The following is a 22556-nucleotide window of genomic DNA, read 5'->3' as shown; positions in this document are numbered from 1 at the left end:
CGCCCCGGCCGGTCCCGCGCGGCAGGATGGTGGCGTGACCACGAGCGAGATCGTTGCGACGGACGCCGGGGACGCCCGGATCACCTGGCACCCCGGGAAGAAGCCCTGGACGGTCCTGGCCCTCGGCCATGGCGCCGGGGGCGGGATCGAGGCACGGGACCTCCAGGCCCTCGCCGAAGCGCTGCCCCCGCGGGGGGTGACCGTCGCCCTCGTCGAGCAGCCGTGGCGGGTCGCCGGGAAGAAGGTGGCCCCCGCGCCGAAGACCCTGGACACGGGCTGGCGCGGTATCTGGCCCGCCCTCGCGCGGTCCGGCCCCGGGCAGTCCGGCGGCGCGAAGTCCGGCGGCGCGCGGTCCGGCCTTCCCGTGATCGCCGGGGGCCGCAGCGCCGGCGCGCGGGTCGCCTGCCGGACCGGCGAGGAGCTCGGCGCCGCCGCCGTCCTCGCGTTGAGCTTCCCGCTGCACCCGCCGGGCAGGCCCGAGAAGTCCCGGGCCGGCGAACTGCTCGGCACCGGCCTGCCCACCCTCGTCGTCCAGGGCGGCAACGACTCCTTCGGCAGGCCCGCGGAATTCCCCGAAGGGCCGTACCGGCTCGCCGAGGTGCCGTACGGCGATCACGGCTTCGCCGTCCCCAAGCGCGCCCCCGTGACACCCGAAGAGACGCTCGAACTCATCGTCGAAGAAGTCGCTTCGTGGGTCGCGTCACTCCGGGAATGCTGAGCGTGCGACCACGGTTGTGACGCATGTCGGTGTGAGAGCAAGGAAGAGGGAGTCCGTCGCATGGGTTCGACCATCTGCCCCGAGCGCGCGCAGGCCGCTGACCTCGACTGGACGGTGCTGCCCGCTCCCAAGACCGCCCCTATTCGGGCGGCGGGCGGAGCGGTTCCTCGTCTATCCTCCGAAACGAGCGGGTCCGCCTTCGGGTTCGCCGCAGCGCTGGAGGAGGTGGGTCCGGTCACTGGGACCGACACAGGGACCGACGACGGCCCCGAGGAGACGACCGCGGAGCGCAACGCGCGCTTCGAGCGGGACGCCCTCGGATTCCTCGACCAGATGTACTCCGCCGCGCTGCGCATGACGCGCAATCCGGCCGACGCCGAGGACCTGGTGCAGGAGACGTACGCCAAGGCGTACGGCTCGTTCCACCAGTTCCGCGAGGGTACGAATCTGAAGGCGTGGCTGTACCGCATCCTCACCAACACCTTCATCAACTCGTACCGCAAGAAGCAGCGTGAGCCCCAGCGCAGCGCCGCCGAGGAGATCGAGGACTGGCAGCTCGCCCGCGCCGAGTCGCACATGTCGACCGGACTGCGCTCCGCCGAGTCGCAGGCCCTCGACCACCTGCCGGACTCCGACGTGAAGGAAGCGCTCCAGGCGATCCCCGAGGAATTCCGCATCGCCGTCTATCTCGCCGATGTCGAGGGCTTTGCGTACAAGGAGATCGCGGACATCATGGGTACACCCATCGGTACGGTGATGTCCCGACTGCACCGGGGCCGCCGCCAGTTGCGCGGCATGCTCGAGGACTACGCCCGCGACCGCGGGCTCGTTCCCGCGGGCGCCGGAGAGTCGTCGAACGATCTGAAAGGCTCGGGCTCATGAGCTGCGGAGAGCCGCACGAGACGGATTGCTCAGAGGTCCTGGATCATCTCTACGAGTTCCTCGACCATGAGATGCCCGACAGTGACTGCACGAAGTTCGAGGTGCACTTCGAGGAGTGCTCCCCCTGCCTGGAGAAGTACGGGCTGGAGCAGGCGGTGAAGAAGCTCGTCAAGCGCTGCTGCGGCAGTGACGACGTGCCCACCGATCTGCGGGCCAAGGTGATGGGCCGCATCGACCTGATCCGTTCGGGGCAGATGGTCCCCGAGCAGGACATCACGGCGACCGCTCAGGAGTAGCGCCCCGCGCCCCGCCTCGACGAAGGGCCGCCGCGATGTGATCGCCGCGGCCCTCACGCATACATCAGCTTGCATCACCCGATGGTGCGAATCGGCCGTCGAGGGCCCGCGGGACCCGTCCAACTCGCTAGCGTGACAGGCGTGATGGGCGTGAAGGCGATTCCGGTTACGGCACGCGTGTACATCGGCTGTGCCCTCGTCGGCGCCGCCGGCTGCGCGCTGCCCGCCCTGCGCCCCGGCGCGCCCGTCCCCTGGAGCGCCGTCGCGCTCCTCGGCGTCCTGTACGCCGTCTGCGAGGTCCCCGCCCGCTGCCGGATCCTCGGCCGGCTGCTCGGCGGCACCTCGCCCATGGGCGCCGGCTCCTTCTTCCCCGTCCTGCTCGCCTCCGCGCTCCTCCTCCCGCCCTCCGCCGCCGCGCTCACCGCGCTGCCCGGAGCGCTCCTCGCCCGGGTCGACGAGCGGCCCGCGGGGGTACGGCGGATCTGGCGGACGTCCCAGCTCCTGATCACCGTCTGGGCCGCCGCGCTCGTCGCCGAGACCCTGGGCCGCGACGAGGCCCTCGGGAAGGGCCCGCACGCCCCCGACTTCCCGTACGCCCTGCTCCCGGCCGCGGCCTCCGCGCTCACCTTCTGCCTGGTCCTGACGGCCCTCGACGGCGGGATCCGGATCGCCGCCGAGAGGATCCCGCCGCGCACCGCCTGGCGCGGGCTGCTCGGCCGCGCGCTCGCCCCGCACGCGGTCCACGGCCTCGCCGGGCTGATGATGGCGGTGCTCTGGCGTAGCGCGTACGGCCCCGTCGCCGCGCTCTTCGTCCTGCTGCCGATGTACATCTCCTGCTGGGTCTTCGCGCAGTACCACCGCGAACGCGCCGCGCACCAGGCGACGATCCGAGCCCTCGTGCAGGCCGTCGACATCAAGGACAGGTACACCCGCGGACACAGCGAACGGGTGGGGCGGGCGTCGGTGCTGATCGCCCATGAGCTCGGCATGGCGGAGGAGCGCCTGGAGATCCTCCGCTTCGCCGGGATCCTGCACGACGTGGGCAAGCTCGGGGTGCCGACGCGGGTCCTGAGGAAGGACGGGCCGCTGACCCCCGAGGAGCGCCGGATCATCGAACTGCACCCGGAGTACGGACACGAGATGGTCCGGGGCATCGGCTTCCTCGGGGAGGCACGGGCGGCGATCCTGCACCACCACGAACGGATGGACGGCAGCGGGTACCCGTACGGGCTCAGCGGGAGCCAGATTCCCGAGTTCGCCCGCGTGGTGGCGGTCGCCGACGCCTTCGACGCGATGACCTCGACCCGGTCCTACAGCCGGGCGCGGCCGGTGGCGACGGCGGTGGCGGAGCTGGAGCGGTGCGCGGGGACGCACTTCGACCCCCGGATGGTCCGGGCACTGGTCCGGGCGCTGGACCGGCACGGCTGGCAGACGGACGTGACCGCCGACGAACCCGGCGCACCGCCCCCGCCACCCCGCACGCCCGCGCCCCGAGCCCCGGCCACCCCCGCCGCTGGACCCCGAGCTGATCCCCGAGCCACTGGGCCCCGAACCCCCGAACCCCGCACGCCTGCGCCCCGAGCCCCGGCGGCCGCCGTCGGAAAGGGACCGGCTTCCGGCGACACGCGGGCGGCGGAAGGCGGGCTTCCCGCGCGCGTGCCCGCCACGGCCGCGCCGGCCGGCGTCCGGGCGCCCCGCGCGGACGCCGGGCCGCCCACGGCCGCCGAGGCGCGGGGCCCGTCCGCCCGCCCCCGCGGCGTCTCCGCGCCGAAGGCGCACGTCCCGCCCGGCGGACGCGCGTGAGGCGGCCGGGGAGCCTCACCCTCGGTGCGGTCCACATCGCCGCGCTCGCGCTCACCGCCGCCGGGTTCGCCGCCACGCTCTGGAGCGGGGTCAGCGACCCCGGGAACGCCCTGGCGTTCGGCGTCCTCATCGCGGTGGGCGAGCTCGCCCGCTGGGGCGGCCTGCCGGGAGCCGACGCGCCCCCCGCACCCGGCGAGCTGCGGGGCAGGGAGCCCGCGCCGCTCGCCACCGCCGGAGCCCTCGCGTACGCCCTGCTCGGCGAGCAGGCGGGCCGCGCGACCACCCACGGCGTCCTCCAGGTCGTCGCCGTCGTCGTCGCCGGCGGGCTCGTCGGGATCGTCCCGCACATCGCCCGCGGCAAGGGCCCCGACCTCGACCACCAGGCCCGCCGCATCCTCACCGTCGGCTTCGCCGCCCTCTGCTTCCAGCCGCTCTTCAACTCCGGCGAGCTCTCCGAGCGCCTCGGCCACGGCCCCGCCTACGCCCTCTTCCTGCTGCTCCTCCTCGTTCTCACCGCTCTGTGCGACGCCGTCCTCGCCGCCCTGATGCTCCGCGCCCGCACCGGCTTTCCGTACGGCCCCCTCCTCCGCGACGAGCTGCGCGCCCTGCTCGGCATCGGCTCCGCCGTCTGCGCCACCGGCGCCGTCATGGCCCTCGGCGTGGCCGCCGCCGGACTCTGGGCCCTGCCCGTCTTCTGCGTGCCGCTGCTGCTGACCCAGGTCTCCTTCCGGCGCTACGCGGCCGTCCGCGCCGTCAACCGGCAGACCATCGCCTCCCTCGCCCGCGCCACCGAGATCGCGGGCTGTACCCCACCGGGGCATGCCCGTCGCGTCGCCGCCCTCAGCGGGGCCGTCGGCCGCGAGCTGGGGCTCTCCGGGGCCGAGCTGACCGTCCTTGAGTACGCCGCGCTCATGCACGACATCGGCCAGCTCTCCCTCGTCGACCCCGTGCCCGAAGGCGCCACCGCCCTCCTCCCGGCCGAGGAGCAGCGCCGGATCGCGCTCCTCGGCGGCGCGGTCGTCCGCCAGACCGGCGTTCCGGCGGCCGTGGCCGTCGTCGTGGAGCGCCAGGCCGACCCGTACCGCGACCAGCCGCTGCCCGCCCGGATCGTCCGTACCGTCAACGCCTACGACGATCTGGCCGGGACCGGCGGCGGTGCCGGCGGGTCGCTCACCGCCCTCGAACGGCTCCGCCTCTCCACCGCCCGCGACCACCACCCCGCGGTCGTCGAATCCCTCGCCCGAGTCCTCGCGAGAGGCGGTGTGACCGGGGGCGTCACCCTTGTCCCTCCTGGGTAACCCATGGGTAATGAGCGCGCGTCCAACCGGGCATGGTTGGATGCGAACAAGAGGGTGAAGCGACCGGCAGGCGGGAATCGTGAGGATCTTCGGGAAGGTACGGCATCGGCCCTCCGCCTCGTGGCGGCAGGCCACCGACCGCGCGTTCACGCTGATCGGCGACGGCCGGTACGAGGACGCGGGCGCGCTGCTCACACGCGCGGCGGATCTGGAGCCCTGGCTCTCGGAGTCCTGGTTCAACCTGGCGCTGCTGCACAAGTTCCGGCACGACTGGGAGCAGGCCCGGGCCGCCGGGCTGCGCGCCGTCGCGCTCCTCGACAAGGAGACGGGCGCCCCCGACTGGTGGAACGTCGGCATCGCCGCCACCGCGCTCCAGGACTGGCCGCTGGCCCGTCGTGCCTGGCAGGCGTACGGGCTCAAGGTCCCCGGTGCCTCCGCCGGGACCGGGGAGCCGGCCGGGATGGAGCTGGGCAGCGCGGCGGTCCGGCTCTCGCCGGAGGGCGAGGCCGAGGTCGTGTGGGGCCGCAGGCTGGACCCGGCCCGGATCGAGGTGCTCTCCATCCCGCTGCCGTCCTCCGGCCGCCGCTGGGGCGAGGTCGTCCTCCACGACGGCGTGCCCAACGGCGAGCGCACGACGAGCGCGGGCCCGTCCTACCCCGTCTTCGACGAGATCGAGCTCTGGGCGCCCTCGCCCGTCCCCACCTGGGTGGTGCTCCTGGAGGCCGCCACGGAGGCCGACCGGGACGCGCTGGAGCAGCTCGCCGCGGACGCCGGGTTCGCCGCCGAGGACTGGTCCTCGTCGGTCCGGCTGCTCTGTCGCGCCTGCTCCGAGTCGACCATGCCCAGTGCGGAGGGCGAGGGCGAGCACCTCGACCCGCACGACCACAGCGAGCCGGGCCACCCCGGCCCCCTCGGCCACCGCTCGCCCGGCGAGCTCTGGGTCCCGGAACGGGAGTGCGGGATCGCCGCGCCCGTGGGCCTGGTCCGCGGGCTGCTGGACGGCTGGGTGGCGGACAGCCCCGACAGCCGCGAGTGGCGGGATCTCGAAGAGGTCTGCTGAACGGCCCGGATCCTGCCCTTAGGCTGTACGGGACCATCGACTGGGGTTCTGAGGAAGGCGTGCGGCGGAATGGCGCAGCAGGAGACTGACGAGCAGATCAACGACGGTTTCGTCGTCGACACGGAGGACTGCGAGGCGCGCGAGCTCGCGTACCGCGAGCGCGGCACGGCGCGCCCGATCACGGTCGTCGGCAACCCGGTGCTCCACCGGGAGTGCAAGGACGTCACGGAGTTCGACGACAAGCTCGCGGCGCTGATCGACGACATGTTCGCCAGCCAGAAGGCCGCCGAGGGCGTGGGCCTGGCCGCGAACCAGATCGGCGTCGACCTGAAGGTCTTCGTCTACGACTGCCCCGACGACGAGGGCGTGCGCCACACCGGCGTCGTCGTCAACCCGGTGCTCCAGGACCTGCCGGCCGACCGCCGCATTCTGGACGACTCCAACGAGGGCTGCCTCTCGGTCCCGACCGCGTACGCCTCGCTGGCCCGCCCGGACTTCGCCGAGGTCCACGGCCAGGACGCCCAGGGCAACCCGATCAAGGTCCGCGGCACCGGCTACTTCGCGCGCTGCCTCCAGCACGAGACGGACCACCTGTACGGCTTCCTGTACATCGACAAGCTCTCCAAGCGCGACCGCAAGGACGCCCTCCGCCAGATGGAAGAGGGCACCCCCCGCTACGAGACGGTCCCGAACGACTGATCTCGCTCCGCGCACACGACGAAGGGCCCCTCCCCCGGAGCGGGCCCTTCGCCGTTTGCTTCCTGGAGCGCGAGGCGGACTAGAAGTCCTCGTCCAGGTCCACCGAGCCCTCGACCGCCACCTGGTAGGCGGACGGGCGGCGCTCGAAGAAGTTGGTCAGCTCCTGGACGCCCTGGAGCTCCATGAACGAGAACGGGTTCTCGGAGCCGTAGACCGGCGGGAATCCGAGGCGGACCAGGCGCTGGTCGGCGACGCACTGGAGGTACTCGCGCATCGACTCGGTGTTCATTCCGGGCAGGCCGTCGCCGCACAGGTCGCGGCCGAACTGCAGCTCCGCCTCGACGGCCTCCTTCAGCATGTCGGTGACCTGCTGCTGGAGCGCGTCGTCGAAGAGCTCCGGCTCCTCCTTGCGGACGGTGTCCACGACCTCGAAGGCGAAGTTCATGTGCATCGTCTCGTCACGGAACACCCAGTTGGTGCCGGTCGCGAGACCGTGCAGCAGACCGCGGGACCGGAACCAGTACACATACGCGAAGGCACCGTAGAAGAACAGGCCCTCGATGCACGCCGCGAAGCAGATCAGGTTCAGCAGGAAGCGGCGGCGGTCGGCCTGGGTCTCCAGGCGGTCGATCTTCTCGACCGAGTCCATCCACTTGAAGCAGAACTGCGCCTTCTCCCGGATGGAGGGGATGTTCTCCACCGCGTCGAACGCGGCCGCACGGTCGGCCGGATCGGGCAGGTAGGTGTCGAGCAGCGTCAGATAGAACTGGACGTGCACGGCCTCCTCGAACAGCTGGCGCGACAGGTACAGGCGCGCCTCCGGGGAGTTGATGTGCTTGTACAGCGTCAGCACGAGGTTGTTGGCGACGATCGAGTCACCGGTCGCGAAGAACGCCACCAGCCGGCCGATCATGTGCTGCTCACCCGGCGTCAGCTTGGCGAGGTCGGCGACGTCCGAGTGGAGGTCGACCTCCTCCACGGTCCAGGTGTTCTTGATCGCGTCCCGGTAGCGCTCGTAGAAGTCCGGGTAGCGCATCGGACGCAGGGTCAGCTCGAAGCCCGGGTCGAGGAGGTTCTTCTGATCGTTGGAGCTCATTACTGGCAGGCCTCGCAGGACTCGGGGTTTTCCAGGGAGCAGGCGACCGCGTCGGGGTCGGCGGCCTGCTGGACGGGGATGGTGGCGGCGGTGGGCGCGGCGGCCCGGGCCGCGCGGGCGATCCGGGTCGCCGGACGGGAGCGCAGGTAGTACGTCGTCTTCAGGCCCTGCTTCCAGGCGTACGCGTACATCGACGACAGCTTGCCGATCGTCGGCGTCTCCAGGAACAGGTTCAGGGACTGCGACTGGTCCAGGAACGGGGTCCTGGCCGCCGCCATGTCGATCAGACCGCGCTGCGGGATCTCCCACGCCGTCCGGTACAGCTCGCGCACCTCGGCCGGGACCCAGGTGAAGTCGGCGACCGAGCCGTTGGCCTCGCGCAGCGCCTCACGGGTCTGCGCGTCCCACACGCCGAGCCGCTTCAGCTCCTGCACCAGGTACGAGTTGACCTGGAGGAACTCGCCCGACAGCGTCTCGCGCTTGAACAGGTTGGAGACCTGCGGCTCGATGCACTCGTACACGCCGGCGATCGAGGCGATCGTCGCCGTCGGCGCGATGGCGAGCAGCAGGCTGTTGCGCATGCCGACGGCCGCGATCCGCTCGCGCAGCGCCGCCCAGCGCTCCGGCCAGTTCAGCTCGACGTCGTAGTGGTCGGGGTGCAGGACGCCGCGGGCCGCGCGGGTCTTGTCCCAGGCCGGCAGCGGGCCGTTGCGCTCGGCGAGGTCGGTGGACGCCTCGTACGCGGCGAGCATGATCCGCTCGGCGATACGGGTGGACAGCGCCCGCGCCTCGGCGGAGTCGAACGGCAGCTTCAGCTGGAAGAAGACGTCCTGGAGACCCATCGCGCCCAGGCCCACCGGGCGCCAGCGGGCGTTGGAGCGGCCGGCCTGCTCGGTCGGGTAGAAGTTGATGTCGACGACCCGGTCGAGGAAGGTGACGGCCGTACGGACGGTCGAGTCGAGGCGCTCCCAGTCGATGTCGCCGTTCTCCACGAAGGCGCCGAGGTTCACCGAACCCAGGTTGCAGACCGCCGTCTCGCCGTCGTCCGTGACCTCCAGGATCTCCGTGCAGAGGTTGGAGGAGTGGACCGTGTGGCCGGGCTCGGCGGTCTGGTTGGCCGTACGGTTCGAGGCGTCCTTGAAGGTCATCCAGCCGTTGCCGGTCTGGGCCAGGGTCCGCATCATCCGGCCGTACAGGTCACGGGCCGGCATGGTCTTGCGGGCCAGGCCCTTGGCCTCGGCCGCGCGGTAGGCGGCGTCGAACTCCTCGCCCCACAGGTCGACCAGCTCGGGCACGTCCGCCGGGGAGAAGAGCGACCACGGGGCGTCCGCGTTGACCCGGCGCATGAACTCGTCCGGGATCCAGTGCGCCAGGTTCAGGTTGTGCGTACGGCGCTGGTCCTCGCCCGTGTTGTCGCGGAGCTCCAGGAACTCCTCGATGTCCGCGTGCCAGGTCTCCAGGTAGACGGCCGCGGCGCCCTTGCGGCGGCCGCCCTGGTTCACGGCGGCGACGGAGGCGTCCAGCGTCTTCAGGAACGGCACGATGCCGTTGGAGTGCCCGTTGGTGCCGCGGATCAGCGAACCGCGGGCGCGGATGCGGGAGTACGAGAGTCCGATCCCGCCCGCGTGCTTCGAGAGCCGGGCGACCTGGTGGTACCGGTCGTAGATGGAGTCCAGCTCGTCCTGCGGGGAGTCCAGGAGGTAGCAGGACGACATCTGCGGGTGGCGGGTGCCGGAGTTGAAGAGCGTGGGGGAGGAGGGCAGGTAGTCGAGCCGGCTCATCAGGCGGTACAGCGCGGCGACCTCGTCGAGGGCGCGGGCGCTCTCGTCCTCGGCGAGACCGGCGGCGACGCGCAGCATGAAGTGCTGCGGGGTCTCGATCACCTTGCGGGTGATGGGGTGGCGCAGCAGGTACCGCGAGTAGAGGGTGCGCAGACCGAAGTAGCCGAAGCGGTCGTCGGCGTCCGTGTCGATGAGCGAGTCGAGCCGCTCGGCGTGCTGCCGGACGAACTCGGCGGTGCGGTCGGCGATCAGGCCCTCGTGGTGCCCCACGGCGACCGAGGCGGAGAAGCAGACCGAGCCCTGGGAGGCCGCCTCGTCGGCGATCGTGATCGTGAGCAGCCGGGCGGCGAGCCGGGAGTAGGCGGGGTCCTCGGCGATGAGACCCGCGGCCGCCTCGGTGGCCAGCTCGCGCAGCTCCGCCTCGTCCGAACCGGCGTTCCGCCCGCGCAGCGCGGCGGCGGCGACCCTGCCGGGGTCGGTGTCGGTGAGGTCGGCGGTGAGGTCGGTCAGGGTCCGCAGAAGCACGGTCCCGGGTCCGTCGCTCTCCTTGCCGTCGCTCTCGATCGCTGCGGCCGGATCGGCGGGCGCGATGGTCACGTGGGGCTCTCCCTCGCTCGGCTCGGGGCCGGCGCGGGGGAGGCGGGCGGCGGCACCCCGAAGGCAGGGGGAGCCGCGCCACGGCCCACTCCGCGAGGCCCGGACGTCTGTGGCACCCGGAACGGAAGGACCGGGCGCGCTGTCCACAGGTCTTCGGACTCGGTCGGCGTACAAGCACGCAGAAACCACACCGTTGCGGGACAGTTCCGGATTTCCACCGGATTCCCCTGCGAGGACAGCGAGGATGAGCATACATGTGGGGGGCGCCCCTCGAAGCACCCCCCACATGTTGTGTCGTTGGCGAGTCAGAGCTCCAGGGCATACGTGAACAGGGGGGCCATGTCAGGCAGCGGCTTCCAGTCCCGGTCGGGGGTGCGGACGAAGCCGAGACGCTCGTAGATCCGGTGGGCGGAGGCCATGTTGGACTGGGTGGAGAGCACCATGCGCCGGTACTCCCCGGTGTTCCGCGCGCGCTCCACACAGGTCCGTACGAGCGCCTCGCCGACACCCCGGCCGCGCGCGCCCTTCGCCACGGCGAGCATCCGGAACTCGGCCTCGCCCTCGCGCGCGATGTCCGCCCACTCCTCGCCGCCCCGGGCGAACGTCACCCCGCCGAGCACCGTGCCGTCGCGGTCCACCGCCACCAGCACGTCGGCCTCGGCGACCCGCCGGGCCACGTCCCGCAGCAGGTGCAGGTAGTCGTCCTCCTCGCCGAAGTCGAGGTGCCCGTCGTCGAGGAAGGCGCGCGCGGTGATCTCGCCGAGGGCCTCGTACTCCTCGGGTCGTACCGCCCTGATGGTGTAGTCCATCCGGGCAGTCTGCCGCGCTCAGCCGCTCGCGCCCACTCCGTTGTCGGGGGCTCCGTCGCCCACCGGCGGCAGGTCGCCGCGCTCGACCGGCTCGCCGGGGCCCGTCTCCTCGGGCAGCACGGCGTCCAGTTCGGCGTCGTCCGCGCGGTGGGCCTTCTCGGCGGCGGCGCGCAGGACGGCCCGGTCCACGCCGGCGGTGTCGGCGGTGAGCTGGATGCGCAGCCCGTTCTCCGTACGGAGGTACGCGTGACGGCCTCCGGAGGCGCGGTACCAGCCCTTGCCGTCCTTCTCGCAGGCGCCGGAGGCGGAGGCTTCGGCGGCGCAGGTCTTCTCGTCGACCGTGCCACGGTCGACGCCGATCGTGATCTGTCCGCCCGTCTTCGACACGTAGGTCGCCGAGAAGCCGTCGCCGCCGAGCACGCCCACGGACTGCTCCGCCAGTTCGAAGCCGTCGGCCTCCGTCACGTACACGTGCTCGGGGAGCGTCTGCAGGGCCCGGGCGCGGGCCTGGAGCTCCGCGCGGTCGGGCGGGGTGGCGCCGAGCACCTTGGTGCCGCAGCCGGTGACGGCCAGGGCGAGCGGAAGCAGCAGCAGTACGGCGAGGCGGGGAACGGAGCGCATCCGTGGATCCTTTCGTACGGACGGCGAAGGCCGCCGCGCATTCCCGGAGGAGGCGCGACGGCCTTCGTCACATCGGCGGGGGAGCGGTCAGTGGGTGCTCGCCCCGAGCTTCGGCATCTCGGTCTCGACGCCCGGGTCGCCCGCGTCCGCCGTGTAGTCCGACGGCGAGGTCTCGTCCACGCCCTCCGGCGCCTTGACGGCCTTCAGGACGAAGGTGAGGACGACGGTGACGATCACGTTGATCACGAACGCGGTGAGGCCGATGTAGCCGATCTCGCCGATGCCCGGGATCTCGGCGGACGAGCCGCCGAAGTGCTTCTGGGTCGGGCTGGCCACGCCGTACGCCGCCGCCGTGCCGTAGACCATGCCGACGGCCCAGCCGGCGAGCAGCGCCCAGCGGTGGAACCAGCGGGTGAACAGGCCGCCGACCAGCGCCGGGAGGGTCTGGAGGATCCAGATGCCACCGAGCAGCTGGAAGTTGATCGCGACCGTCTTGTCCATGGTGAGGACGAAGGCGAGCGCGCCGACCTTCACGAGCAGCGACACCAGCTTGGACACCTTGGTCTCCTGCTCCGGCGTGGCGTCCGGCTTCAGGAAGTCCTTGTAGATGTTGCGGGTGAACAGGTTGGCGGCGGCGATCGACATGATCGCGGCCGGCACCAGCGCGCCGATGCCGATGGCGGCGAACGCGACGCCCGCGAACCAGTCCGGGAACATGTTCTCGAACAGCTGCGGGATGGCGAGCTGGCCGTTGGAGACCTTGACCCCGGCGGCGATCGCCATGAAGCCGAGCAGCGCCAGCAGACCCAGCATCAGCGAGTACAGCGGCAGGATCGTGGTGTTGCGGCGGATCACGTCACGGCTGCGCGAGGAGAGCGTCGCCGTGATCGAGTGCGGGTACATGAAGAGCGCGAGCGCCGAGCCGAGCGCGAGCGTCGCGTAGCCCCACTGGCCCAGCTCGCCCGGCACCAGCGCGCCGCGCGGCTTCTCGGTCGCCGGGTTGATCGTCGCGTACGCCTCGCCGGCCTTGGCGAAGATCTCGTCGAAGCCGCCCAGCTTGATCGGGATGTAGATGATCGCCACCGCGATGACGATGTAGATCAGGGTGTCCTTGACGAAGGCGATGAGCGCCGGGGCACGCAGACCCGAGGAGTAGGTGTACGCCGCGAGGACACCGAAGGCGATGAGCAGCGGCAGGTCCTTGATGAACCAGTGCGTGTTCTCGCCGCCGCCCACGCCCATCACGTCCAGGACGGCCTGGATGCCGACGAGCTGGAGCGCGATGTACGGCATGGTCGCGAGGATGCCGGTGACGGCGACCGCGAGCGACAGGCCCTTGGAGCCGAAGCGTCCGCGGACGAAGTCCGAGGTCGTCACGTACCCGTGCTTGTGCGACACCGACCAGAGGCGGGGCAGGAAGGTGAAGATCAGCGGGTAGACCAGGATCGTGTACGGCACGGCGAAGAAGCCGGCCGCGCCCGCCGCGTAGATCGCCGCGGGGACGGCGACGAAGGTGTACGCGGTGTAGAGGTCGCCGCCGAGCAGGAACCAGGTCACCCAGGTGCCGAACGAGCGGCCGCCCAGGCCCCATTCGTCGAGGCTGTTCTCGTTCTCGGCCTTGCGCCAGCGCGAGGCGAGGAATCCCATGACCGTGACGGCCAGGAAGAAGAAGATGAAGACGGCGAGTGCGACGCCGTTCACGCCGTCGTTCACTTCGACGCACCTTCCTTGCGGGCCTTACGGGCCCTCACGTCACGGTTCCAGAGCGCGTACGCCACCATCGTCAGCAGGGTCGAGATGAGCACCCAGGCCATCTGGTACCAGTAGAAGAACGGGATGCCGGCGAACGTCGGCTCCACCTTCGCGTACGAGCTCACCCAGAGCATCGCCACGAACGGGGCGATCAGACAGAGTGCGACCACCACGCGCACCGGTGTGATGACCGGTTCCTTCTCTTGCGTCTGTTCTGCCATGCGGCGACTCCGTCCCCTCGCGTTCACCTTTGATCAGCATCTGTAATGCCTGGGAAATCTAGGGGACCGTTCCACTTCATGGAACCCCGGTCCGAATAACGGACGGATATCGGTACGCTCCCCACCGGCCGCGCTGCACGCGACATGCCAGTGCCCCGACACTCCTCACGGAGCTGCCGGGGCACTGGTTCGATGTGCGGGCGAAGTTTTTCGGCCAGCCGGGGTGCTGAGGGGGCGTCAGCCGCTGGGGGCCGGTCGGGGCCCGTCGGGGGTCAGCCGTTGGGGCGCTGGAGTCGCGCCACGAACTTGTACCGGTCGCCGCGGTACACCGAGCGCACCCACTCGACCGGCTCGCCCTGGGCGTCCAGCGAGTGGCGCGAGAGCATCAGCATCGGAAGGCCCACGTCCGTGCCGAGCAGCCCCGCCTCGCGCGGGGTCGCCAGCGAGGTCTCGATGGTCTCCTCGGCCTCGGCGAGGTGCACGTCGTACACCTCCGCGAGCGCGGTGTAGAGCGAGGTGTACTTCACCAGCGAACGGCGCAGGGCGGGGAAGCGCTTGGCCGAAAGGTGCGTGGTCTCGATCGCCATCGGCTCGCCGCTCGCCAGCCGGAGCCGCTCGATCCGCAGGACGCGCCCGCCGGGCGAGATGTCGAGCAGGCCGGCGAGGGTGTCGTCGGCCGTCACGTACCCGATGTCGAGCAGCTGCGAGGTGGGCTCCAGGCCCTGCGCCCGCATGTCCTCGGTGTAGGAGGTGAGCTGGAGCGCCTGCGAGACCTTGGGCTTGGCGACGAACGTGCCCTTGCCCTGGATCCTTTCGAGCCGGCCCTCGACGACCAGTTCCTGCAGGGCCTGGCGCACGGTGGTGCGCGAGGTGTCGAACTCGGCGGCAAGGGTCCGCTCCGGCGGGACGGGAGTGCCGGGCGGCAGGGTCTCCGTCATGTCGAGCAAGTGCCGCTTCAGTCGGTAGTACTTGGGCACGCGGGCGGTGCGGGTGGCGATCCCGCCCTCTTTCTCCGGGCTGCCCGCGTCCGTGGCCATGGCCTGCCTTCCCGACTCCTGTGCTGCTGCCGTCACCGGCTCCTCCGTCTGTCGCGGCTCACATGGTGGCACGGACCGGTCACGGGTCGTCGCCCTCCCTCAGGTGTCGGTCCGATAACGGACGCGACTGCCCTTCTTATACACCCTTGACACCCCTAAAGGTCTAGGCCAAGCTCCGGGTACTGGTCTAAACCATTAAAGACCAGGTCCCAGCCCCACGAGCACTACTCGACGTATGTCTTCGCGCGGTGGGGGGGTTGCAGGCATCCCTGAGGAGGGTGGCGTGAAGCGCAAGCTCATCGCGGCGATCGGCGTCGCGGGCATCATGGTCAGCATCGCGGCGTGTGGTGGTACTGACAAGAGCGGGGACAACGCCGGCGGCGACGCCAAGGAGCTGACCGTCTGGCTGACGGTCGACGCCCAGAACAACTGGCCGGAGCTGGTCAAGGCCGCCGACGACGCGGTGACCAAGAAGCACCCGGGCATCAAGATCAAGCACGAGTACTACGGCTGGCCGGACAAGAACACCAAGCTCGACGCGGTGCTCGCCACGGACAAGGCCCCGGACGTTGTCGAGATGGGCAACTCCGAGATGATCAGCTACATGGCCAAGGGCGCCTTCGCCGAGGTCGACGCGTCGAAGTTCGAGAACTCGGACAAGTGGCTCGACGCCCTCAAGGACTCGGTCACCTACAACGGCAAGACCTACGGTGTCCCCTACTACGCCGGTGGCCGCGTGGGCACCTGGCGCAAGGACATCGCCGCCGAGGCCGGCGTCAAGGCCGCCCCGAAGACCTGGGCCGAGCTGACCGCCGCGCTCGACGCCATCCAGAAGAAGAAGGGCGACAAGTTCAGCGCCTGGTACCAGCCGTCGCCCGACTGGTACGCCGCGATGTCCTTCGTCTTCGACGCCGGCGGCTCGATCGCCAAGCAGGAAGGCGAGACCTGGAAGGCGAACCTGTCCTCGCCGGAGTCCGTCAAGGGCCTGACCGAGTACAAGAACATCGTCGACAAGTACATGCACGGCGACAAGACCAAGGACGAGGCCGACCGCCCGGTCGTCTTCGGCCAGGGCAACGCCGCGACGATGTTCGCCGCCGGCTGGGAGGGCGCCACCGCGGCCGACCCGAAGAGCGACAAGGTCGGCGGGCTGAAGGACAAGCTCGAGAACTTCGTGATGCCCGGCCCGTCCGGCAAGAACCTCCCGGTCTTCCTCGGCGGCTCCGACCTGGCCATCCCGGTCAAGTCCAAGGCGCAGGGCGTCGCGGCCGAGTGGATCGCCGCCTTCACCGGCCCCGAGGGCCAGAAGGGCCTCGTCGCCAAGGGCAACCTGCCCAACAACAAGGCGGACCTCGCCCCGCTGAAGGCCGACCCGGCCACCACGGTCCCGGCCACCGCTGCCGAGTCCAGCTGGTTCGTCCCGACCGCTCCGGGCTGGGGCCAGGTCGAGAAGGCCCAGATCCTCAAGACGATGCTCATCGAGATCGCCAACGGCAAGAAGTCGGTCGACGCCGCCGCCAAGGACGCGGACGCCGCCATCGACAAGGTCATCAACACCAAGTGACCTATGGGCAGGGCCCCGTCACCCTGGCGAGTGAGCCGAAGGGGCGCGCGGGTGTCGAAGGGGAGAACGCGCGGAGGGTCGCGAGGAACGAGCGACCCGAGCACGATCGACCGTCGACGCACGCTGAGAGCGCCCCGGCGGAGAACCGCGCCTCGAAAAGGGACGACGGGGCCCTGCTTCCCGTACCACGAGAGGGATCGCTGAGGAGCACGGGATGAGTGCCGCAGACACAACCACCGCGAAGGTGCCGCCGGTGCGGCAATCGCCACCATCCGGCTCCGGAGCCGGTACCCCGAAGCCGGGGAAGAAGCCGACCGCGGGTGGGGGTGGGATCCCCTGGATGCTGCTCGCGCCCTGCTTGCTCATCCTGCTCCTGGTGCTCGGCTATCCGCTGGTGCGCCTGGTCACGCTCTCCTTCCAGTACTTCGGACAGCCCCAGCTCTGGGGCTTCCAGGAGGCGGAGTGGGCGGGCCTCGACAACTTCACCAAGATCCTGGGTGACGGCGAGTTCTGGGCCGTCGTCCTGCGCACCGTGATCTTCGCGGGCGGCGCGGTCGTCCTCACGATGGTGATCGGCATGCTGATCGCGCTGCTGCTCCAGCGGGTCTCCGGCTGGGTCAAGGCGCTCATCAACATCGTGCTCGTGGCGAGCTGGGGCATGCCCATCATCGTCGCCACCGCGATCTTCAAGTGGCTCTTCGACGCCGACTACGGCGTCCTCAACTGGATCCTCAGCAGGATCCCGGGCGTCGACATGATCGGCCACAACTGGTTCGCCAGCGGCCCCCAGGGCCTTGCCGTCATCATGCTGCTCGTCGTCTGGGGCGCCGTGCCCTTCGTCGTCATCACGCTCAGCGCCGGTCTGACCCAGGTCCCCAAGGAGCTGGAGGAGGCCGCCCGCCTCGACGGCGCCGGAGCCTGGGGCGTCTTCCGCTTCGTGACCCTGCCCATCCTCAAGCCGATCATCGTCATGCTGACGACGCTCTCGGTCATCTGGGACATGGGCGTCTTCCCGCAGGTCTACGTGATGCGCAACGGCCACCCCGAGGCGGAGTTCCAGCTGCTCACCACGTACTCGTTCGACAAGGCGTTCGTCGTCAACGACTACGGCACCGGCTCCGCGATCGCGCTCGTCACGGTCCTGCTGCTGCTCGGCGTGGTCGCCGTGTACATGCGTCAGATGCTCAAGATCGGAGAAGTGGAGTGACCACGGACACCGCTGCTCCCGCCGCCCCCGTCGTCGCGGCGCCGCCCGCCGCCCGGCGCCCCGTCACACAGCGCCGCAAGTCCAAGCTCGGCTGGAACGTGCTCGGGCTGCTCGTCTTCGTCACGGTCGGCTTCCCGGTCTACTGGATGGTCAACACGGCGTTCAAGCCGGCCAAGGACGCCATCGACCCGAACCCGCACTTCTTCCCCTCCACGTTCACGCTGGAGAACTTCAAGCGCGCACTGGAGATCGCGGACTTCTGGGGCCCGGTCACCCGCAGCCTCGTCGTCTCGTCCGTGGTCGTGGTCATCGGCATCATCGTGGGCATGCTGGCGGCGCTCGCCATCTCCCGCTTCGCCTTCCGGGGCCGCAAGATCGTCATCGTCGGCATCCTCGCCGTCCAGATGGTCCCGCTCGTCGCGATGATCATCCCGGTCTTCCTGATGCTCAACGACCTGGGCCAGTACGACAAGATCACCGGCCTGATCATCACGTACCTGACCTTCATCCTGCCCTTCACGGTGTGGACGCTGCGCGGCTTCATCGTCAACATCCCCAAGGAGCTGGAGGAGGCCGCCCAGGTCGACGGCTGCACCCGCACCGGCGCGTTCATCCGGGTCGTCTTCCCGCTGCTCGCCCCCGGCATGGTCGCCACCTCCGTCTACGGCTTCATCCAGGCGTGGAACGAGTACCTGTACGCGCTGATGCTGATGAGCCAGCAGAACCAGACGGCCACCGTCTGGCTCGGCAACTTCATCACGAAGAACGGCACCGAGTACGCCCCGATGATGGCGGGCTCCACGATGATGGCCGTTCCCATCGTGATCCTCTTCCTCCTTGTCCAGCGCAAGATGGCCGCGGGTCTGACGGCCGGCGCGGTGAAGGGATAACGAAGCCCCATGACCACACTCGCAACCGCCTCGGACACCCTGACCCGGGACGCGCTCACGGTCCTCCAGCCGGGCTTCACCGGCACCACCGCGCCCGACTGGCTGCTCCGCAGGATCGGTGAGGGACTCTCCTCCGTCGGACTCTTCGGCCGGAACATCGCCTCCCCCGAGCAGCTCGCCGCGCTCACCGCGCAGCTGCGGGCCGAGCGGGACGACGTCCTGGTCGCCATCGACGAGGAGGGCGGGGACGTCACGCGCCTGGAGGTCCGCAACGGCTCCTCCTTCCCCGGCAACTACGCGCTCGGCTCGGTCGACGACGTGGAGCTCACCCGGGCCGTCGCCGAGGAGCTCGGCCGCCGGCTCGCCGCCTGCGGCGTCGACCTCAACTGGGCGCCGTCGGCGGACGTGAACTCCAACGCCGACAACCCCGTCATCGGCGTCCGCTCCTTCGGCGCCGGCCCCGACCTGGTCGCCCGGCACACCGTCGCGTACGTCGAGGGCCTCCAGGCCGTCGGCGTCGCCGCCTGCACCAAGCACTTCCCCGGACACGGCGACACGAACGTGGACTCGCACCACGCGATGCCCCGGATCGATGTGGATCTCGCCACACTGCACGCCCGTGAGCTGGTACCTTTCCGCGCCGCGATCGCCGCGGGTACCAAAGCAGTCATGAGCGCGCATATCCTGCTCTCCGCGCTCGACCCGGACCGCCCGGCGACCCTGAGCCCGCAGATCCTCACCGGTCTGCTGCGTCAGGAGCTGGGCTTCGAGGGGCTGATCGTCACGGACGGCATGGAGATGCAGGCCATCGCGTCGACGTACGGCATCGAGCGCGGATCCGTCCTCGCGATCGCCGCGGGCGCCGACGCCATCTGCGTCGGCGGCGGGCTGGCCGACGAGGACACCGTACTGCGGCTGCGCGACGCGCTGGTCGAAGCGGTACGGACCGGTGAACTGCCCGAGGAGCGGCTGGCCGACGCCGCGGCGCGGGTACGCGCCCTGGCGGCCTGGACCCAGGCTCACCGGGCCAGGGGGGCTGTATCGGGGCCGGGCGCGGCAGTGCAGGAGGGGACCGCGCCCGGCACCGAGATCGGACTCGTCGCCGCCCGCCGGGCCTTGGCCGTCACGACGGGGGAGCGGCCCTACTCGCCGATGACCAGCGCTCCCTACGTGGCCGCCTTCACCCCGGTCGCCAACATCGCCGTGGGCGACGAGACGCCCTGGGGCGTCGCCGCGGAGCTGGAGCGGCTGCTGCCCGGCACGGAGACCGGCGCGTTCGACAAGCCGTCGGTGGACGCCGTGCTCGCCGCCGCGGGGGAGCGGCGGATCGTCGCGGTCGTACGGGACGCCCACCGGCACCCGTGGATGACCGAGGCCCTCGACGCCCTGCTCGCGGCCCGTCCGGACACCGTCGTGGTGGAGATGGGGCTGAACCAGGCCGCACCCCGCGGCGCCCTGCACATCGCCACCCACGGCGCCGCCCGGGTCTGTGGCCGCGCCGCGGCGGAGGCCATCGCCGGAGTCTGAGACCGGTACGCCAAGGGGCCCGGCACCTGAACCAGGTGCCGGGCCCCTTCGCCGTACCCCGGCGGGTACGGCCGGTGCGCACAGGCCCTAGATGCCCTGCCAGGAGGGCTTGTTGGCGAAGGTGTGGCGGAAGTAGTCGGCGAGCTTCAGCTTGGACGCGGCGGCCTCGTCCACGACGACCGTGGCATGCGGGTGCAGCTGGAGCGCGGACGCCGGTACGAGCGCGGCGACCGGGCCCTCGACGGTCTGGGCCACGGCGTCGGCCTTGCCCTCGCCGGTCGCCAGGAGCACCAGGTGGCGGGCTTCCAGGATGGTGCCGATGCCCTGGGTGATGACGTGGTGCGGCACCTGCTCGATGTCGTTGTCGAAGAAGCGCGCGTTGTCGACACGGGTCTGCTCGGTGAGCGTCTTGATCCGCGTCCGCGAGGCGAGCGACGAGCACGGCTCGTTGAAGCCGATGTGCCCGTCGGTCCCGATGCCGAGGATCTGCAGGTCGACCCCGCCGGCGTCGCGCAGGGCCTGGTCGTAGGCCTCGCAGGCCGCCTGGACGTCCTCGGCCGAGCCGTCGGGGCCCATGAAGGCGCCCGCGGAGAGCCCGAGCGGCTCGACGACCTGGCGCAGCACGGTGGAGCGGTACGACTCGGGGTGCCCGGTGGGCAGCCCGACGTACTCGTCGAGCTGAGCGATCCGGGCGCGCGAGGCGTCCACGGAACCGGCCTTGACCTGGGCGATCAGGGCCTCGTAGATGGGCAGCGGAGTCGAACCGGTGGCAACGCCGAGCAGCGCGTCGGGCTTGCGGCGCAGGAGGCCGGCGATGCCGTCCGCGATGAGCTCTCCGCCTGCCGTGGCGTCCGGGACGATGACAACTTCCACGCTTTGCCTGCCGATCTGGTGAGGGGCTGGTGAGGGGCCTGGTGGTATAGACCAATCAAAGTTCAATCTAGCAGAGCGGAGGCCGTCCGCTCAGGCCCTTCCGAACCGCGGACAGTGCCGCGGGTGCCCTCCCCATCGTCGAACGGCACGCCTCACGCAGCCACCGGAGCCCGCCCCTCTCCGTCAGGCCAGTGAGCCCCCCGTGGCGTCGATCCACTGTCCCGTCACCCAGCGCCCGTCGTGCGAGGCCAGGAAGGCCACCACATCGGCTATGTCCGCCGGGGTGCCGACCTTCCCGAGCGCCGACAGCGCCGCGGCCCCCGCCCACGCCTCCTCGTTCCCCCGCAGCCAGTCCGCGTTGATGTCCGTGTCCACGATCCCCGGCGCCACCGCGTTGACCGTGATGCCCCGGCCGCCCAGCACCTTGGACAGATAGCGCGTGAACGTGTCCAGGGCACTCTTGGACATCGCGTACGCGATCAGCTCGGGCATCATCGCCGCGTGGCTGAGCCCGGTGGAGATGTTGATGATGCGGCCCCCGTCGCGCAGCCGCTCGGCACCCCGCTGCGCCAGGAAGAACGCCGCCTTCGTGTTCACCGCGAAGATCCGGTCGTACTCCGCCTCGTCGATCGTCGCGAACGGTCGTGAGGCCCCGATCCCCGCGTTGCTGACGAGGATGTCCAGCCCGTCGGCCAGCTCGTCGAACCGCTCCCAGAGCGCCGCCGCGTCCCCCTGCACCCCGAGCTCCTGGCCGATCGCGAACGCCTCGCCGCCCGCCGCCTCGATCGCCGCCACGGTCTCCTTCGCCGCCGCCTCGTTCGTCCCGTAATGCACCGCGACCCGAGCGCCGTCCCGCCCCAGCCGCTCGGCGATGCCCCGCCCGATGCCCCGGCTACCGCCCGTGACCAGTGCCGTCTTCCCCGCGAGCGCACCCATCGGACGCCCCCCTCACTTCCGTAGTGGCCGTTACAGAAAGAAACCGTACCACCCTTCCGTAGCGGCCGCTATAGAATTGAGTCCATGACGACGAAACCGCGCGGCCGCCCCCGCTCCTTCGACCGCCTGACGGCGCTGGAGCAGGCCACGATGGCGTTCTGGGAGCACGGCTACGAGACCACCTCCGTCTCCGACCTCACCCGCGCCATGGGCATCAGTGCCCCGAGCCTCTACGCGGCCTTCGGCGACAAGAAGGCCCTGTTCGAGGAGGTCGTGCAGGCGTACGCCGTCAGCTACGGCGCCTACGGCGGCCGCGCGTTCGAGGAGGAGCCGACGGCGCGCGGCGCGTTCGGCAGGATGCTCACGGAGGCGGCGGACGTCTTCACCGACCCGGCCCACCCGCGCGGCTGCCTGATGATCTCCGCCGCGATCAACTGCTCCAACCCCGAGGTCGAGCAGGCCCTGCGCGACCGCCGCAACAGCAACCTGACGTCGTTCGAGGAGCGGATCCGGCGCGGCGCGGACGCGGGGGAGCTGGCGGCCGGCACGGACGCCGCCACCCTGGCCCGGCTCTTCGGCGCGGTCCTCCAGGGCATGTCCCAGCAGGCGCGCGACGGGGCGACGAGGGCGGAGCTGGAAGCGGTGGCGGACGCGGCGATGCTGGCCTGGCCGGCTGTACCGGCCGCCACGGACTGAAGCGGGCCACGGGCCGCGGGGGCGGGGTGCCCTGCCGGCCCGGAACACCCGCGGGCGGGGATCTCCCTGCCCCGAAAACACCCGCGGGCCGCGGCGCCCGACGGGACCCTCAACCCGTCCGGCACCGCAGCCCGGAGTTGCCCGGCCGAGGATGTGCGGTCCCACGGCCGTGATGGGAGGTCTCGGCGCAGTC

At 71.0% G+C, this 22556-nt stretch carries 21 protein-coding genes and 1 riboswitch; of the genes, 12 read left to right on the top strand and 9 right to left on the bottom strand.

What is annotated here, in order from left to right:
* Positions 1–34: 34 nt before the first annotated feature.
* The 7 genes from M5362_RS19765 (at position 35) to def (ending at position 6756) form a co-directional block, all read left to right on the top strand.
* Positions 35–718 carry an alpha/beta family hydrolase gene (locus M5362_RS19765; RefSeq protein WP_260228958.1) on the top strand — a complete coding sequence of 228 codons (684 nt, stop codon included), beginning with the start codon at positions 35–37 and terminating at the stop codon, positions 716–718.
* 225 nt (positions 719–943) lie between these two features.
* On the top strand, positions 944–1600 hold the full coding sequence (locus tag M5362_RS19760) for a sigma-70 family RNA polymerase sigma factor (protein ID WP_055641410.1): 657 nt from the start codon (positions 944–946) through the stop codon (positions 1598–1600).
* Positions 1597–1896, top strand: a complete 300-nt coding sequence (rsrA, locus tag M5362_RS19755) for a mycothiol system anti-sigma-R factor (RefSeq protein ID WP_260228957.1) — start codon at positions 1597–1599, stop codon at positions 1894–1896. The genes M5362_RS19760 and rsrA overlap by 4 nt, the downstream gene beginning before the upstream one ends.
* 150 nt (positions 1897–2046) lie before the next feature.
* Positions 2047–3699, top strand: coding sequence for an HD-GYP domain-containing protein (locus M5362_RS19750; protein ID WP_374214502.1), 1653 nt, complete (start codon positions 2047–2049; stop codon positions 3697–3699).
* Positions 3696–4997 carry an HD domain-containing protein gene (locus M5362_RS19745; RefSeq protein WP_260228955.1) on the top strand — a complete coding sequence of 434 codons (1302 nt, stop codon included), beginning with the start codon at positions 3696–3698 and terminating at the stop codon, positions 4995–4997. Before M5362_RS19750 ends, M5362_RS19745 begins: the two co-directional genes overlap by 4 nt.
* 79 nt (positions 4998–5076) lie before the next feature.
* Positions 5077–6057 carry a hypothetical protein gene (locus tag M5362_RS19740; RefSeq protein ID WP_260228954.1) on the top strand — a complete coding sequence of 327 codons (981 nt, stop codon included), beginning with the start codon at positions 5077–5079 and terminating at the stop codon, positions 6055–6057.
* Between the two features lie 69 nt (positions 6058–6126).
* Positions 6127–6756, top strand: a complete 630-nt coding sequence (def, locus tag M5362_RS19735) for a peptide deformylase (RefSeq protein ID WP_260228952.1) — start codon at positions 6127–6129, stop codon at positions 6754–6756.
* Between the two features lie 79 nt (positions 6757–6835).
* On the opposite strand, the gene M5362_RS19730 is transcribed toward def, so the two are convergent.
* The 7 genes from M5362_RS19730 to M5362_RS19700 form a co-directional block, all read right to left on the bottom strand.
* The gene (locus M5362_RS19730; protein WP_260228951.1) at positions 6836–7852 is read right to left on the bottom strand and encodes a ribonucleotide-diphosphate reductase subunit beta; all 1017 of its coding nucleotides are present in this window, start codon (positions 7850–7852) and stop codon (positions 6836–6838) included.
* A complete protein-coding gene (locus M5362_RS19725; RefSeq protein WP_260228950.1) occupies positions 7852–10230 on the bottom strand; it encodes a ribonucleoside-diphosphate reductase subunit alpha in 2379 nt (792 codons plus the stop codon). The genes M5362_RS19730 and M5362_RS19725 overlap by 1 nt, the downstream gene beginning before the upstream one ends.
* Before the next feature lie 148 nt (positions 10231–10378).
* A riboswitch (cobalamin riboswitch) is annotated at positions 10379–10457 on the bottom strand.
* A 78-nt stretch (positions 10458–10535) separates the two neighbouring features.
* Positions 10536–11039 carry a GNAT family N-acetyltransferase gene (locus M5362_RS19720; RefSeq protein ID WP_260228949.1) on the bottom strand — a complete coding sequence of 168 codons (504 nt, stop codon included), beginning with the start codon at positions 11037–11039 and terminating at the stop codon, positions 10536–10538.
* Between the two features lie 18 nt (positions 11040–11057).
* On the bottom strand, positions 11058–11660 hold the full coding sequence (locus M5362_RS19715) for a hypothetical protein (RefSeq protein WP_260228948.1): 603 nt from the start codon (positions 11658–11660) through the stop codon (positions 11058–11060).
* An 87-nt stretch (positions 11661–11747) separates the two neighbouring features.
* Positions 11748–13373, bottom strand: coding sequence for a monocarboxylate uptake permease MctP (mctP, locus tag M5362_RS19710; protein ID WP_260228946.1), 1626 nt, complete (start codon positions 13371–13373; stop codon positions 11748–11750).
* On the bottom strand, positions 13370–13633 hold the full coding sequence (locus M5362_RS19705) for a DUF3311 domain-containing protein (RefSeq protein WP_260228945.1): 264 nt from the start codon (positions 13631–13633) through the stop codon (positions 13370–13372). The genes mctP and M5362_RS19705 overlap by 4 nt, the downstream gene beginning before the upstream one ends.
* A 272-nt stretch (positions 13634–13905) precedes the next feature.
* A complete protein-coding gene (locus tag M5362_RS19700) occupies positions 13906–14670 on the bottom strand; it encodes a GntR family transcriptional regulator (RefSeq protein WP_260229243.1) in 765 nt (254 codons plus the stop codon).
* A gap of 283 nt (positions 14671–14953) precedes the next feature.
* On the opposite strand from M5362_RS19700, the gene M5362_RS19695 reads away from it, so the two are divergent.
* From M5362_RS19695 to M5362_RS19680, 4 genes are all read left to right on the top strand, one after another.
* Positions 14954–16234 carry an extracellular solute-binding protein gene (locus M5362_RS19695; RefSeq protein WP_260228943.1) on the top strand — a complete coding sequence of 427 codons (1281 nt, stop codon included), beginning with the start codon at positions 14954–14956 and terminating at the stop codon, positions 16232–16234.
* A 214-nt stretch (positions 16235–16448) separates the two neighbouring features.
* Positions 16449–17441, top strand: a complete 993-nt coding sequence (locus M5362_RS19690; RefSeq protein WP_260228941.1) for a carbohydrate ABC transporter permease — start codon at positions 16449–16451, stop codon at positions 17439–17441.
* Positions 17438–18331 (top strand): carbohydrate ABC transporter permease, encoded by an 894-nt coding sequence (locus M5362_RS19685; RefSeq protein ID WP_374214495.1) that lies wholly within the window; start codon positions 17438–17440, stop codon positions 18329–18331. Before M5362_RS19690 ends, M5362_RS19685 begins: the two co-directional genes overlap by 4 nt.
* Before the next feature lie 9 nt (positions 18332–18340).
* Positions 18341–19858 carry a glycoside hydrolase family 3 protein gene (locus M5362_RS19680; RefSeq protein ID WP_260228938.1) on the top strand — a complete coding sequence of 506 codons (1518 nt, stop codon included), beginning with the start codon at positions 18341–18343 and terminating at the stop codon, positions 19856–19858.
* Between the two features lie 87 nt (positions 19859–19945).
* Here the strand turns inward: M5362_RS19680 and nagB are convergent, their stop codons facing one another.
* Positions 19946–20731: a glucosamine-6-phosphate deaminase gene (gene nagB / locus M5362_RS19675; protein ID WP_260228935.1), complete on the bottom strand. Its 786-nt coding sequence runs from the start codon at positions 20729–20731 to the stop codon at positions 19946–19948.
* Between the two features lie 183 nt (positions 20732–20914).
* Positions 20915–21667 carry an SDR family oxidoreductase gene (locus M5362_RS19670; RefSeq protein ID WP_260228934.1) on the bottom strand — a complete coding sequence of 251 codons (753 nt, stop codon included), beginning with the start codon at positions 21665–21667 and terminating at the stop codon, positions 20915–20917.
* Between the two features lie 84 nt (positions 21668–21751).
* On the opposite strand from M5362_RS19670, the gene M5362_RS19665 reads away from it, so the two are divergent.
* Positions 21752–22363, top strand: a complete 612-nt coding sequence (locus M5362_RS19665; protein ID WP_260228933.1) for a TetR/AcrR family transcriptional regulator — start codon at positions 21752–21754, stop codon at positions 22361–22363.
* The last annotated feature ends 193 nt before the right edge of the window (positions 22364–22556 follow it).

Source organism: Streptomyces sp. Je 1-79 (genome assembly GCF_025195125.1).
Taxonomy (GTDB): domain Bacteria; phylum Actinomycetota; class Actinomycetes; order Streptomycetales; family Streptomycetaceae; genus Streptomyces.
This window is presented reverse-complemented; position numbering and strand designations above follow the sequence as displayed.

Coding starts and splice junctions, on each gene's coding strand:
- rsrA (WP_260228957.1), top strand. CDS start 1,597: ATGAGCTGCGGAGAGCCGCACGAGACGGATTGCTCAGAGGTCCTGGAT.
- def (WP_260228952.1), top strand. CDS start 6,127: ATGGCGCAGCAGGAGACTGACGAGCAGATCAACGACGGTTTCGTCGTC.
- M5362_RS19730 (WP_260228951.1), bottom strand. CDS start 7,852: ATGAGCTCCAACGATCAGAAGAACCTCCTCGACCCGGGCTTCGAGCTG.
- M5362_RS19720 (WP_260228949.1), bottom strand. CDS start 11,039: ATGGACTACACCATCAGGGCGGTACGACCCGAGGAGTACGAGGCCCTC.
- M5362_RS19715 (WP_260228948.1), bottom strand. CDS start 11,660: ATGCGCTCCGTTCCCCGCCTCGCCGTACTGCTGCTGCTTCCGCTCGCC.
- M5362_RS19705 (WP_260228945.1), bottom strand. CDS start 13,633: ATGGCAGAACAGACGCAAGAGAAGGAACCGGTCATCACACCGGTGCGC.
- M5362_RS19700 (WP_260229243.1), bottom strand. CDS start 14,670: ATGGCCACGGACGCGGGCAGCCCGGAGAAAGAGGGCGGGATCGCCACC.
- M5362_RS19690 (WP_260228941.1), top strand. CDS start 16,449: ATGAGTGCCGCAGACACAACCACCGCGAAGGTGCCGCCGGTGCGGCAA.
- M5362_RS19680 (WP_260228938.1), top strand. CDS start 18,341: ATGACCACACTCGCAACCGCCTCGGACACCCTGACCCGGGACGCGCTC.
- M5362_RS19670 (WP_260228934.1), bottom strand. CDS start 21,667: ATGGGTGCGCTCGCGGGGAAGACGGCACTGGTCACGGGCGGTAGCCGG.
- M5362_RS19665 (WP_260228933.1), top strand. CDS start 21,752: ATGACGACGAAACCGCGCGGCCGCCCCCGCTCCTTCGACCGCCTGACG.